This window comes from Micromonospora sp. DT233 (genome assembly GCF_049841815.1).
Classification (GTDB): Bacteria; Actinomycetota; Actinomycetes; order Mycobacteriales; family Micromonosporaceae; genus Micromonospora.
The window spans coordinates 1-12856 of sequence record NZ_JBNCLB010000006.1; the positions used below are offsets into that span (position 1 = coordinate 1).

Genomic DNA, 12856 nt, shown 5'->3' on the forward strand with positions numbered 1-12856 from the left:
GGACGCCTCGCGGCCTCGTGACGGGGGCCCGGTCCGACGCCATTCGTCGGACCGGGCCCCCGCCTTCGCGCCGCCCCGCCCCGCCCTTCGCGCCGCCCCGCCCCGCCCTTCGCGCCGCCCCGCCCCGCCCTTCGCGCCGCCCCGCCTCGCCCTTTGCGCCGCGCCGGCCGACCGGCGCGGGCATGATCGTCCGGACCGGGTATCCTGGTCTGGTTGTCCGCCTCCGGCCGGGTTCCCCCGGTCTTCGGCGGCACGACGCACGACCTCCTGCCACGGAAGTACCGTGGCCGCCTAGCCCACAGGAGGTGATGACGTCTTGCGTCATTACGAGATCATGGTGATCCTCGACTCCAGCCTCGAGGAACGCACCGTTGCCCCGTCGCTCGACACGTACCTGAACGTGATCCGGACCGCGGGTGGCTCGGTCGAGAAGACCGACGTGTGGGGCCGCCGGCGCCTCGCGTACGAGATCAACAAGAAGGCCGAGGGCATCTACGCCGTCATCGACCTGCAGGCCACGCCTGCGGCGGTGGCAGAGCTGGACCGTCAGCTGCGGCTCAACGAGTCCGTGCTGCGCACCAAGGTCATCCGTCCGGAGATGCGCTAAGCATCCCGGTTCCACCCGGTCCACACCCGGATCAGCCTCATCACTGTCGTACGGCTCTGCGAGTCTGTACGCCGAACGATGAGTGCGCGAGGAGATGGTAATGGCAGGAGACACCACCATCACGGTCATCGGCAATCTGACCGATGACCCTGAGTTGCGATTCACCCCCTCCGGGGCTGCGGTCGCCAAGTTCCGGGTCGCTTCGACGCCCCGGTTCATGGACAAGGCGTCCGGCGAGTGGAAGGACGGCGAGCCGTTGTTCCTCGCGTGCACGGTCTGGCGTCAGGCCGCCGAGCACGTCGCCGAGTCGCTGCAGCGCGGTGCCCGCGTGATCGTGTCGGGCCGGCTTCGTCAGCGGTCCTACGAGACCCGCGAGGGTGAGAAGCGCACCGTCATCGAGCTCGAGGTCGACGAGATCGGCCCGTCGCTGCGCTACGCCACGGCGAAGGTGCAGAAGATGTCCCGCTCCGGCGGGAGCGGTGGCGGCTTCGGTGGCGGTGGCGGTGGTGGCCAGGGCGGCGGCGGAGGCAACTTCGACGACCCCTGGGCATCGGCTTCGGCTGCACCAGCTCCCTCGCGCGGTGGTTCGGGTGGCGGCAACTTCGACGAGGAGCCTCCGTTCTAATGGCGCCGAGCGCCCGCGATCGCAAACCAGGAGCACGTTCGATGGCTAAGGCTGCGGCCCTTCGCAAGCCAAAGAAGAAGGTGAACCCGCTCGACAAGGACGGGATCACTTATATCGATTACAAGGACACCGCGCTGCTGCGCAAGTTCATCTCCGACCGCGGCAAGATCCGCGCGCGACGGGTGACCGGCGTGACCTCGCAGCAGCAGCGGCAGATCGCCCGCGCGGTCAAGAACGCCCGCGAGATGGCGCTCCTGCCGTACACGGCCACGGCCCGCTGAGAGGAGGCACCGACATGAAGATCATCCTGACTCAGGAGGTGTCCGGCCTCGGTGCCCCGGGCGACATCGTCGAGGTGAAGAACGGCTTCGGCCGTAACTACCTGCTGCCGCAGGGCTTCGCGATCGCCTGGACCAAGGGTGCGGAGAAGCAGGTCGCGGTCATCAAGCGGGCCCGCTCGGCCCGCGAGATCCGTGACCTCGACCACGCCAACGAGGTCAAGGCCCAGCTCGAGGGGCTGAAGGTCAGCCTGAAGGCCCGCGCCGGCGACGGCGGGCGGCTCTTCGGCTCGGTCACCCCGACCGAGATCGTCGACGCCGTCAAGGCGGCCGGCGGTCCGATCCTCGACCGTCGGCGGCTGGACCTGCCCAACCACATCAAGTCGTTGGGCTCGTACCCGGTCGGCATCAAGCTCCACCCCGAGGTGACCGCCAAGTTCGACCTCAACGTCGTTCAGGGCTGACACCCGACAGCACCACCCGCAGGGCCCGCACCGGTACGCCGGTGCGGGCCCTGCGCCGTCCGACCCGTCCGACCCGCGCATCGCGTAGATCATCGCCAAACAATTTTCTGTCCACAGGGTGTGGGTAGCGTTTCCCCAGCTCAGTGCGCTCCTGTGAGAAAAACTCCCACGGTTGTCCACAGGCTGTGCACAACCTGCACCCACGTTGTCCACCGGCATCCACAGGTTGTCCCAAGGCTCGTCCACCGGCACGGTTGAGTCGCTGACCTCGGGTTCCGTATGGTGACCTCTCGACCGCCGGTGCGATGACCCCCGATCGACCCGACCGGTCCGATCGGAAGTCGTCGCGTCCTGCGGCGAGCCGGTAGTTCGAACCGACGCAGCGGAGGGGGGACCCGTGTCGGTCACCGACGACATGCGGACGGAGCCACGGGGCGGCGGCCAACAACCCGCCCCGCCACAGCGGGAAGGCCAGTTCGAGAAGACCCCACCCCAGGACGTCGCCGCAGAGCAGTGCGTCCTCGGCGGCATGCTGCTCTCCAAGGACGCCATCGCCGACGTCGTGGAGATCCTGAAGTCCAACGACTTCTACCGACCGGTGCACGCCACCGTCTTCGACGCCATCCTCGACATCTACGGCCGGGGCGAGCCCGCCGACCCGATCACCGTGGCCGCCGCCCTGGCCAACTCCGGCGACCTGGCCCGCATCGGCGGCGCACCGTACCTGCACACCCTGATCGCGAGCGTGCCGACCGCCGCGAACGCCGCCTACTACGCGCGGATCGTCGGGGAGCGGGCGGTGCTGCGCCGCCTGGTGGAGGCCGGCACCAAGATCGTGCAGCTCGGCTACGGCACCGCCAACGGCGGCGGCCGGGACGTCGACGACATCGTCGACCTGGCCCAACAAGCCGTCTACGACATCACCGAACGCCGGGTCAACGAGGACTTCGCCGTCCTGGCCGACATGCTCCAGCCCACCCTGGACGAGATCGAGGCCGTCGGGGCTCAGGGCGGCATGATGACCGGGGTGCCGACCGGCTTCACCGACCTCGACCGGCTGCTCAACGGCCTGCACGCGGGGCAGCTCATCATCGTGGCCGGCCGGCCCGGTCTGGGGAAGGCGCTCGCGCTGGACACCCCGCTGCCCACCCCCGACGGCTGGACCACCATGGGTGAGGTCGCGGTCGGCGATCAACTTCTTGCGGCGGACGGCACCCCGACTACCGTCACGGCGGCATTCGAGGTGCGGCACGACCGCCCCTGCTACGAGGTCGAGTTCTCCGACGGCTCGATCATCGTGGCCGACGCCGAGCACCTGTGGAAGACCACCACCCGCGCCAGCCGTCGGCAGCCCGAAAGCCGTTTGCACCACCAGCGGCCCGAAACCTCGGTGGCGAACGTCCCGGCCGCCCAGGCGACGATCCGCGCGACTGCGCGACGGCTGGGCGCCCCGTTGCAGACCCTCGAACGGGTACGGCAGGTCGAACCGGGCGCGGGAGCGTCCGACGACGGCGTGGTGACGACCGCCCGGATCGCCGCCACGCTGCACGCCGGGACGGCGCGGAAACTCAACCACGCCGTCGAGAACTGCGCGCCGCTGCAGCTTCCCCCGCGAGATCTCGTGGTGCCGCCGTACACCCTCGGGGTGCGGCTCGGCGACGGGCGGGCCGGTGACATCCCGCCGGAATACCTGCGGGCCTCGGCGGACCAGCGCCGGGCGCTGCTCGCGGGGCTGATGGACAGCGCCGGCACGGTGGTCGCCGCCGGCGTCCTCCGCTACACCTCGACATCCCGACGGTTGATCGAGTGCGTACGGGAACTCGTCGTCAGCCTCGGCTACCGGTGCACGATCGACGAGACGCCCGTGCGAGAGGCCTCCTCGGTCGCGTACACCGTGAGTTTCTCGACCCCCGACACCGTCTTCCGGCGGCCGGAGAAGCATGCGGCGCACGCCGCGCGGCGTGCGCCGTTCCCGGAGGCCGGCACCACCTCGCGCTTCATCGTCGACGTCCGGCCGGTGCCGAGCGTCCCGGTCCGCTGCGTGACCGTGGACAACCCGGACCACCTCTACCTGGCCGGTCGGTCCATGATTCCGACGCACAACAGCACCGCCAGCATGGACTTCGCCCGCAACGCGGCCATCCGGGCCAACCAGGCGGCGGCGATCTTCTCGCTGGAGATGAGCAAGGTCGAGATCGTCATGCGACTGCTCTCGGCCGAGGCCCGAGTCCCGCTGCACGTGCTGCGCAGCGGCCAACTCTCCGACGACGACTGGACCAAGCTGGCCCGCTGCATGGGTGAGATCAGCGAGGCGCCGCTCTTCGTCGACGACACGCCCAGCATGAACCTGATGGAGATCCGGGCGAAGGCCCGCCGGCTCAAGCAGAAGCACGACCTGAAGCTGATCGTGGTCGACTATCTCCAGCTGATGACGTCGCCGAAGCGCACCGAGAGCCGCCAGCAGGAGGTCGCCGACCTGTCCCGTGGCCTCAAGCTGCTGGCCAAGGAGGTCGAGTGCCCGGTGATCGCGGTCAGTCAGCTGAACCGTGGCCCGGAGCAGCGAACCGACAAGCGACCCCAGCTGTCCGATTTGCGCGAATCTGGGTGCCTGACAGCGGAAACCAGGCTTCTCCGCGCGGACAACAATGCAGAGGTGACCCTGGGCGATCTCCTCGCTGACGAGGCCAAGGACATCCCCGTCTGGGCGCTCGACGAGAACCTTCGTTACGCCCCCCGCACCATGACCCACGTCTTCCCGAGCGGCTTCCGCGAGGTGTTCCGGATGACACTGGCGTCGGGAAAGCAGATCGATGCCACGGCCAACCACCCGTTCCTGACCTTCGCCGGTTGGGTGCCGCTCGGAGAGTTGGCCGCCGGTGTGCGTATTGCGACGCCGAGGCACGTCCCGCCCCCGCTTGCCACTAGGCCGTGGCCCGAGGCAGAGGTGACCTTGCTGGCGCATTTGCTCGGTGACGGCTCGTTCGTCCGGCGCCAGCCGATTAGGTACGCAAGCTGCGACGAACAGAATCTGCAAGCCGTTGCGGACGCGGCCAAGCACTTCGGCATCTCTGCTGTCCGGGACGACTACGCCGCCGCCAGGGTGACGACCCTGCGTCTTCCTGCCCCTTATCGGCTGGCCCGAGGCCGCCGGAATCCGGTGGCCGAATGGCTGGACGGGCTAGGGCTGTTCGGCCTCAGGTCCCACGAGAAGTTCGTGCCGCAGGCGGTCTTTGGCCTGCCCAAGGAGCAGATCACCACCTTTCTACGCCACCTCTGGGCGACTGACGGTTCCGTCTGCGTCAATAAGTCCGGCCGCGGTGGCAGGGTCTATTTCTCGTCAACCAGCCGACGAATGTTGGAGGACATCTCCCGTCTTCTCCTCCGGTACGGAATCACCGCCCGCCTCAAGGTTGTTCCGGTCGCCCGATACCGGGCTCAGTACACGCTCGACGTCTCAGGGCGGGACGACCAGCTTCGCTTTCTCCGGGAGATCGGGGTACACGGCGAGCGCGCAACCAACTGCACGGCCCTGCTGGCCGCGTTGGAGTCGCAGGAAAGCAATACCAACGTCGACACCGTGCCCACGGAGGTGTGGTCGGAGGTGCGTAGCATCCTCGTCGACCGAGGCATGAGCCATCGAGAGTTCGCCAAGGCGATCGACACACAGTTCTGCGGCAGCGCCTTATGGAAGTGCGCACCCAGCAGGTCCAGGCTGGCCAAGATTGCTGCGGTCCTCGACTCCGTGGACCTTGAGCTGCACGCCACCAACGACATCTTCTGGGATGAAATCGTTTCGATCGAGTCCATCGGTGAGCGTGACGTCTACGACGCGACCGTCCTTGGAACGCACAACTTCATCGCCAACGGTATCGCCACCCACAATTCCATCGAACAGGATGCTGACGTTGTAATCCTCTTGCACCGGGACGACTACTACGACAAGGAGTCGCCTCGGGCGGGCGAGGCGGATTTTATTGTCGCCAAGCACAGGAATGGGCCAACCGACTCCATCACCGTGGCCGCGCAGCTGCACCTCTCTCGCTTCGTCGACATGGCGATCGTCTGACCCGCAGGGCCGTCGGCAGGGGCACCCGCTGACCGGGCCGGTGCGGTGACCGGCCCGGCTACGGGAGGAAGCGGCAGCCCGGTCCTAGTCGAAGAGCTCGCCGAGGAAGCCGCCGTGCTTCTTCTTGCGGCGGTAGTGGCCGTGGTAGCCGTACTGCTGCTGGCCGTGCCCGCCGTAGGCGGGGGCGGCCGGCGGGTAGCCGTGCGCGGGCGGCGGCGGGGGCGGAACCGCGCCGTACCCCGGCTGGTGGGCGGGCGGCGGAGGCGGCGGGTAGCCACCGGGCGCCGGAGGCCGCTGACCCGGGTTCGGGGCACCCGGTGGCTGCTGGCGGTTCCAGTTCGCCTCGGCCTCGAAGAGCTTCTCCAACTCGCCGCGATCCAGGAAGATCCCCCGGCATTCGCCGCACTGGTCGATGACGACCCCGCTGCGTTCGTACTGACGCATGTCTCCGTGACACTTCGGACAGGTGAGCTGCATCGTTCGAAGGTACCTGGTCAGTCACCCGATCGTGGTGAGCGTCCGGGTCACCTCGTCGTCGGAGACCTCATGGAAGTCGTCGTAGTAGCTGCTGACCGAGCCGAAGTCCGCCGGTCGCCGTACGCAGACGACCTGGTCGGCCTCCGCGGCCAGCAGCCGGTATGCGTCCTCGGCCCCGACCGGGACCCCGACGACGACCCGGCGGGCGCCGAGCTGCCGGGCCACCTGCACGGCGGCGCGGGCGGTGGCGCCGGTGGCCAGCCCGTCGTCCACGACGACGGCGAGTCGCCCGGTCAGGTCCAGTGGCGGGCGGCCGGCCCGGTAGCGACGTTCCCGACGCTCCAGTTCGGCCTGTTCGTGGCGCTGCACCCCGTCGATCTCCTCGGGGCCGAGGCGGGCGGCCAGGGGGTCGTTGAGCACCCGCACGCCGTTGGGGCCGAGCGCGCCGAAGGCGACCTCGGGCGCGGTGGGGAGCCCGAGCTTGCGTACCACCAGCACGTCGAGCGGGGCGCGGAGCCGCTCGGCGACCACCTGGGCCACGGGCACCCCGCCCCGGACCAGGCCGAGCACGATGACGCCGGGCTCGCCGGCCAGCCCGGCGAGCTGTTCGGCGAGGAGCCGCCCGGCGTCCGCCCGGTCGCGGTAGGTGGTCGTCATGACTCAGGTGTACGCCCTGCCGGGGCGGGCGCGCCGGAAGTCGGCAGAAGACCCCCGGTGGGTGGGGGCGCGGCGGCCGGTTCGCGGCAGGTCAGCGCGGGCACCCAGGCCAGCAGGGCGATCGGGTAGAGCAGGTACCCGAAGCGGGTCGACGGCATGAGGACGATCGCGGCCAGCAGCCCGTACCCGCAGATGGCTGCGGTGGCGGCGGCCGTGCGGGGCGGGCGGCGCAGCAGCCGGACGGCGATGCCGACGCCGACGGCGACCAGCAGCGCGGCGGCGACGGCCCGGCCGGCGGGCAGGGCGGTCGCGATCAGGTGGCCGGGCAGCGGGGACTGCGCCGGGCTGGTCACCAGGCCGTGGCCGAGCGGGAAGCGCAGCACGTTCTCGACCAGGGCGTCGCGGTCGACGAGGAGGGCCGGGAGCAGGGCGAGCGCCGGCACCCCGAGCGCCCCGGCGGCGAGTCGCCCGCTGCGGCGTCGGGTCGCCGCCCAGGCGATGAGCACGAGGGCGACCGGCCAGGCGAGGAGCTTCAGCGCGCCGGCCACCCCGACGGCCAGGCCGGCGCGCCCGGGCCGGTCGGCGGCGGCGAGGGCGAGGGCCAGCAGGCAGAGGGCGAGCACCGGCAGGTCATCGCCGCCGGTGGCCAGGGTGAGGGCGCAGATCGGCAGGACGGTGGCGGCCTGCACGCCGCGCAGCGCCACGGACCGGTCGGTGCGGGTGGCGGGGTCGCCGGGGTGCAGGGCGCGCACCGCCAGGGCGAGGGCCAGCGCGGTGGCCACCGCGAACCAGACGCGGGCGTCGGTCCACCAGCCGTCGGCGACGGCGCGGGGCAGCCCGAAGAGGGCCATTCCGGGCTGGTACGGGGTGTAGCCGAGCAGCCGTTCGGCGGCGGGGAGGGCGGCGATGGCGTCGTGCCCGAGGTAGGGGGTGCCGGTCTCGACGAGGCGGTGGCCGGCCTGCTCGACGACGATCACCTCCTCCTGTGCCCGGTCGGCCCGCCCGGCCGCGCGCTGGACGCTCTGCAGGACCAGGGGCAGCCCGGCGGTGGTGGCCCAGGCGAGGCCGGTGAGCGCCCAGCGGCCGGGCCGGCCGGCCAGGGGCGAGGCGGGGTGGCGGCGACGTAGGGCCAGTTGGCCGGCGACGGCGAGGGCTCCGGCCAGGTAGCCGAGGGCGGCGACCGAGCCCCAGGCCCGGTGCGGTGTGAGGGTGGAGGTGGCGGCGGTGATCGCCGCGAACGCGGCGGAGGCGGCGTAGAGGCCGAGGTCGAGGGGGAGACCGCCGGCGGCCCGGTCGACTTTGCGCCATCCGGCGCGGAGGCGGGCGGGCCGGTCGACGGTGGCGGTCACGCGGGCAAGTGTGGCAGACGTTCGGTGCGGCCCCGGCCGCCCTGGCGGCGGCCGGGCGGGAGCCGGAGCACGGCGCCCGCGTCGTGCAGCGGTGGGGCGAGGGTGCCGGGGCGTCCGTCGAAGCCGCGGTGCAGCGCCGACAGCAGCGTTCCGGCCGGGACCGGTCGGCCGAAGAGGTGGCCCTGGCCGGAGACGCAGCCGGCCTCCCAGAGTGCGCGGCGTTGCGGCTCGCTCTCCACCCCCTCGGCGACGACGGTGAGCCCGAGGCTGCGACCGAGGTCGAGGGTGGAGCGGATGACGGCGGCGGCCTCGGCCGAGGTGTCCATAACCGACACGAAGCTGCGGTCGATCTTCAGCTCGTGGACCGGGATGCGGGAGAGCAGGGAGAGCGACGAGTAGCCGGTGCCGAAGTCGTCCAGGGCCAGCCGGATGCCCTCGTCGCGTAGTCGGGTGAGCACCCGGTCGACGACGTCGAGCTGGCTGAGGGTCAGCGTCTCGGTCAGTTCCAAAACCAGCCGGTCGGGTGGCAGGTCGTGGGCGCGTAGCCGGGCCAGCACCGCGCCGGGGAAGCGGGGGTCGAGCAGGCTGCGGGGGGAGACGTTGACGGCCACGGCCAGGTCGAAGCCGGCGGCCCGCCAGCTGTCGGCGGCGATGAGTGCCTGGTCGAGGATCGCCTCGGCGAAGGCCGGAAGCAGGCCGGAGCGTTCGACGGCCTCCAGGAAACGCAGCGGGTCGATCATGCCGTGCACCGGGTGGTGCCACCGGGCCAGGGCCTCGGCGCTGGTCACCTCGCCGGTGGCGAGGTCGACGATCGGCTGGAAGTTGACGGTGAACTCGTGGTCGGCGACCGCGCGGGGCAGCTCACCGCCGAGGGCGAGTCGGCCGAGGTCGGCGGTGTCCCGGGTCGCGGCGTACGTGCTGATGCGTTGGCCGGCCCGCTTGGCCTGGTACATCGCCACGTCGGCGCGGCGCAGCAGCTCGGCGACCCCGCCGTCGGTCGGCGCGACGGCGATGCCGCCGCTGGCCTCGACGCTGATCCGCATGCCCTCCAGGTCGAGCGGTTCGCGCAGCGCGGCCAGCAGCGCCTCCGCGCGGTGCGCCGCGACCGCCGGGGCGGGCAGGCCGCGCAGGAGCACGGCGAACTCGTCGCCGCCGAGTCGGGCCACCAGGTCGCCGTCCTGGGCGGCGCCGCGCAGCCGTTCGGCGACCTGGATGAGCACCTGGTCGCCGGCGGAGTGGCCGAGGGTGTCGTTGACCTCCTTGAAGTGGTTGAGGTCGATCAGCATGAGGGCGGTCACCCCGTCGGCGTGCCGGGTGTCGAGCTGCGCGCGGCCCTGTTCCAGCAGGCGTCGCCGGTTGGCCAGGCCGGTCAGCGGGTCGTGGGTCGCCGCGTAGGCGTGTTCGTCGGCGACGCGGGCCAGCTCGGCGTACGCCTGCGCGTTGCGCATGGAGGTGCAGAGCGCGGAGGCGAAGGTGCGCAGGATGTACTGCTCGCGTTCGGAGAACCGGACCGGGCCACGGAATCGGAGCCGGAGCGTGCCGACGTCCACGGCGCGGTCGTGGCCTTCGAGGCGTACTTCGATCGTCGAGCCGCCCACGGCGCTGTTCGGCTCGGCGGGCCCGTCGTAGGTGCGGGTGCCGGCGGCCCCGCGCACGGTGCGCTCGCCCTCGCGCAGCGCGATCTCCACCTCGTCGGCGGAGAAGAGCGCGGCCGCCTGGGTGACGGCGGTGGTGAGGACCTTGTCGAGGTCGACGACGTTGAGTGCGTCGGTGGTCCGGGCCAGGCGTTGCCAGGCGTCGCGTTCGAACCTGCTGTGTATGCGGCTGGAGTAGGTCAGGTGCAGGCTCAGCACCAGCGGTGGCACGACGATGAGGAAGCTGGGATTGCTGTGCAGGATCAGCAGGGTGGAGACGGTGACCAGGAGCCGGGCGGCGGCGCTGGCCGTGCGCAGGTCGAGGTTTTCCCAGAAGAGGTGCCGGGCCGGGGTCCGGGTGGCGAGCGCGATCACCGGCAGGGTGAGCGCCTCGTCGAGCACCACGACGATCAGGTACGCCAGGACGAGCGTCCAGACCGCGCGGTTGAGTGAGCCGGTCAGGGGCCAGGCCCACCCGGCCAGCGTGAGCACGCTGCCGGCGACGGCGGCGAGCGACATCTCCTTGGCGATGCCGAAAACGATCTTGAGTGGCTTGAGCCCGCGCAGCACCCGGGCGATGATCATGCCCAGCCCGGTGGCGAGGATCATCCACGGCAGCGGGGCGACCGCGACGCCCACCACGATGGCCACCTCGGTCCAGGAGACGCCGTGGGTGGTGGCCCGGATGCGGACCCGCACGTTGACCGTGGCACCGACCGCCACCAGGAAGGTGAGGCTGGCGGCCCGGACGAGGTCCCGGGTGTCGGGCATGCCGTCGAGGGCGATGGTGCGCACGCTCAGCAGGGCGGCTGCCGTGGCCACGAACACGACGAGACCGACAAGCAGCATGAGCCGCCGATCGGTCCCACTGTCGCGTGTGACGGTCCGAGTCACGTTTTTCCTTCTGGCGTGCCCTGCTTCGTCGCGGTCCGTATTTCGGAACTCTACGGCCGGTCAGCCTTCAGTGGAAGGCCGTTCAGAGCCAGTCGTGGCTGCGCATGATTTCGCCTTTCGTCCGGGGATCCGATGGGGTGCCGGGAGCCCGTGGGGCCGCCCGACAGGAAGGAGCCTAAGGGGGCTTTGGCGGAGTTGATAGCTTTTCATGTCCATATGCGCAGTATGAGCGAATGCGCCGACGCATTGTCACTCACCGTTCCCGCGTGGAGACGCAATGCCAATGGTGCGGGGCTTCCCGCCCCCGATTATCCGGGTGCGGTTCCCGACTGTCCCTCCCCGGTCGGCGCGGAAAGTAACCCGGGTTCGGCTGCTGCCGCTGTCGCCTTCGGCGGCTCTCCTCGCCAAGTCGGCGAGCGCTCCCCGCAATGCGCCGCAGCGGACCGATACTTGCCGCAAACGGTTGAGCAAAAAGCCTTCTTTACGGGTTTTATCAACTCTTGCGAAAAATGCAGGGATATCCGGAGCTGGGAGCCCTCCCAGTCCGGGCCCCCTTGCGGCTTCGCCCGGCTCTCTCGGTTCTCGCCGCACGGCCGGTCGTTCCATCGGTCGCTCGAATGGTGTCGGGCCCCCGCCGGCCGACGTCGCGAAGTGTCGACTCCGCGCCTCTTCGCGGTCCGAATGGTATCGCCGCGAAATGGGACGGGGTGTCATCGCGTAATGGGATGTGGCCATTCCGCTGGAGGCCCTCGACCGATCGGTGGGGCGCGGCGACCGGCCGGCGAGGAACGCCCGCTCGGACGATAGGCTCCACCCGTGACCGATCCCGGGCAGCTCACCCACGTCGACGCGGCGGGTGCGGCCCGCATGGTCGACGTCGCCGACAAGACGGTGTCCGGCCGGCGAGCGGTGGCCGCCGGTCGACTGCGGACCACCGCCGAGGTGGTCGACCTGCTGCGCCGCGACGGGTTGCCCAAGGGCGACGCGCTCGCCGTCGGCCGGATCGCCGGCATCATGGGCGCGAAGCGGACCCCGGACCTGATCCCGCTCTGCCATCCGATCGCGCTGCACGGGGTGACGGTGGACCTGGCGCTGACCGACGACACCGTCGAGATCACCGCGACGGCACGGACCGCCGACCGCACCGGGGTGGAGATGGAGGCGCTGACCGCCGTGGCGGTGGCCGGCCTCGCCCTGGTCGACATGGTCAAGGCGGTCGACCCGGCCGCGTCGGTCGACTCGGTGCGGGTGCTGCGCAAGGAGGGCGGCAAGACCGGCCTCTGGACCCGCCCGCAGGACCGGCCGTGATCCGCGCCCGGGTGCTCGTCGCCTCCGGCCGCGCCTCGGCCGGCGTCTATGCCGACACCAGTGGCCCGCTGCTCGTGGCCGGGCTGCGGGAGCTGGGCTGCCAGGTCGACGACCCGGTGGTGGTGCCCGACGGCGAGCCGGTCGGCGTGGCGCTGCGGGCCGCCCTCGCCGACGGGGTCGACGTGGTGCTGACCAGCGGCGGGACCGGGATCACCCCCACCGACCGGACCCCGGAGGTGACCCGGGCGCTGCTCGACTACGAGATCCCCGGCATCGCCGAGGCGATCCGCGCGTACAGCCGGGACCGGGTGCCGACGGCGGCGCTCTCCCGGGGCCTCGCCGGGGTGGTCGGCCGGATGTTGGTGGTCAACCTGCCCGGCTCCACCGGCGGCGCCCGCGACGGCCTCGCCGTGCTCGGCCCGATCCTCACCCACGCCGTCGATCAGCTCCGCGGCGGCGACCACTGACGCAGCGGCGGGCACTGACGGCGCAGCGGC

At 71.2% G+C, this 12856-nt stretch carries 11 protein-coding genes; 7 read left to right on the forward strand and 4 right to left on the reverse strand.

Going from position 1 to position 12856, the window contains the following annotated elements:
* The first annotated feature begins 316 nt into the window (after window positions 1–316).
* From rpsF to ACLQ2V_RS15755, 5 genes are all read left to right on the forward strand, one after another.
* Window positions 317–607, forward strand: a complete 291-nt coding sequence (gene rpsF, locus ACLQ2V_RS15735; RefSeq protein WP_120683045.1) for a 30S ribosomal protein S6 — start codon at window positions 317–319, stop codon at window positions 605–607.
* Window positions 608–689: 82 nt separating this feature from the next.
* Entirely contained in the window at window positions 690–1232 is a 543-nt protein-coding gene (locus ACLQ2V_RS15740) for a single-stranded DNA-binding protein (RefSeq protein WP_425719223.1), read from the forward strand.
* A gap of 41 nt (window positions 1233–1273) precedes the next feature.
* On the forward strand, window positions 1274–1513 hold the full coding sequence (rpsR, locus tag ACLQ2V_RS15745) for a 30S ribosomal protein S18 (RefSeq protein WP_007073789.1): 240 nt from the start codon (window positions 1274–1276) through the stop codon (window positions 1511–1513).
* Window positions 1514–1527: 14 nt separating this feature from the next.
* Complete coding sequence (gene rplI / locus ACLQ2V_RS15750; RefSeq protein WP_425719224.1) at window positions 1528–1974, forward strand: 50S ribosomal protein L9; 447 nt, start codon at window positions 1528–1530, stop codon at window positions 1972–1974.
* A 415-nt stretch (window positions 1975–2389) separates the two neighbouring features.
* Window positions 2390–6040 carry a replicative DNA helicase gene (locus ACLQ2V_RS15755; RefSeq protein WP_425719461.1) on the forward strand — a complete coding sequence of 1217 codons (3651 nt, stop codon included), beginning with the start codon at window positions 2390–2392 and terminating at the stop codon, window positions 6038–6040.
* Window positions 6041–6124: 84 nt separating this feature from the next.
* On the opposite strand, the gene ACLQ2V_RS15760 is transcribed toward ACLQ2V_RS15755, so the two are convergent.
* Genes ACLQ2V_RS15760 through ACLQ2V_RS15775 form a run of 4 tightly spaced genes read right to left on the reverse strand, consistent with a single transcriptional unit; the run spans window position 6125 to window position 10928 of the window.
* Complete coding sequence (locus tag ACLQ2V_RS15760) at window positions 6125–6517, reverse strand: zf-TFIIB domain-containing protein (RefSeq protein WP_425719225.1); 393 nt, start codon at window positions 6515–6517, stop codon at window positions 6125–6127.
* Between the two features lie 21 nt (window positions 6518–6538).
* Entirely contained in the window at window positions 6539–7174 is a 636-nt protein-coding gene (locus ACLQ2V_RS15765; protein ID WP_425719226.1) for a phosphoribosyltransferase, read from the reverse strand.
* On the reverse strand, window positions 7171–8523 hold the full coding sequence (locus ACLQ2V_RS15770; protein ID WP_425719227.1) for a glycosyltransferase 87 family protein: 1353 nt from the start codon (window positions 8521–8523) through the stop codon (window positions 7171–7173). The genes ACLQ2V_RS15765 and ACLQ2V_RS15770 overlap by 4 nt, the downstream gene beginning before the upstream one ends.
* Complete coding sequence (locus ACLQ2V_RS15775) at window positions 8520–10928, reverse strand: putative bifunctional diguanylate cyclase/phosphodiesterase (RefSeq protein WP_425719462.1); 2409 nt, start codon at window positions 10926–10928, stop codon at window positions 8520–8522. Before ACLQ2V_RS15775 ends, ACLQ2V_RS15770 begins: the two co-directional genes overlap by 4 nt.
* Before the next feature lie 939 nt (window positions 10929–11867).
* Between ACLQ2V_RS15775 and moaC the strand changes: the two genes are divergently transcribed.
* Both moaC and ACLQ2V_RS15785 read left to right on the forward strand, forming a co-directional pair.
* Entirely contained in the window at window positions 11868–12359 is a 492-nt protein-coding gene (gene moaC, locus ACLQ2V_RS15780; RefSeq protein ID WP_425719228.1) for a cyclic pyranopterin monophosphate synthase MoaC, read from the forward strand.
* A complete protein-coding gene (locus ACLQ2V_RS15785; RefSeq protein ID WP_425719229.1) occupies window positions 12356–12826 on the forward strand; it encodes a MogA/MoaB family molybdenum cofactor biosynthesis protein in 471 nt (156 codons plus the stop codon). Before moaC ends, ACLQ2V_RS15785 begins: the two co-directional genes overlap by 4 nt.
* Window positions 12827–12856 lie beyond the last annotated feature (30 nt).

What these genes read in the sequence shown, in the direction of transcription:
- ACLQ2V_RS15760 (WP_425719225.1), bottom strand. Translation starts at nt 6,517, where the DNA reads ATGCAGCTCACCTGTCCGAAGTGTCACGGAGACATGCGTCAGTACGAA.
- rplI (WP_425719224.1), top strand. Translation starts at nt 1,528, where the DNA reads ATGAAGATCATCCTGACTCAGGAGGTGTCCGGCCTCGGTGCCCCGGGC.
- rpsR (WP_007073789.1), top strand. Translation starts at nt 1,274, where the DNA reads ATGGCTAAGGCTGCGGCCCTTCGCAAGCCAAAGAAGAAGGTGAACCCG.
- ACLQ2V_RS15765 (WP_425719226.1), bottom strand. Translation starts at nt 7,174, where the DNA reads ATGACGACCACCTACCGCGACCGGGCGGACGCCGGGCGGCTCCTCGCC.
- ACLQ2V_RS15775 (WP_425719462.1), bottom strand. Translation starts at nt 10,928, where the DNA reads ATGCCCGACACCCGGGACCTCGTCCGGGCCGCCAGCCTCACCTTCCTG.
- ACLQ2V_RS15755 (WP_425719461.1), top strand. Translation starts at nt 2,390, where the DNA reads ATGCGGACGGAGCCACGGGGCGGCGGCCAACAACCCGCCCCGCCACAG.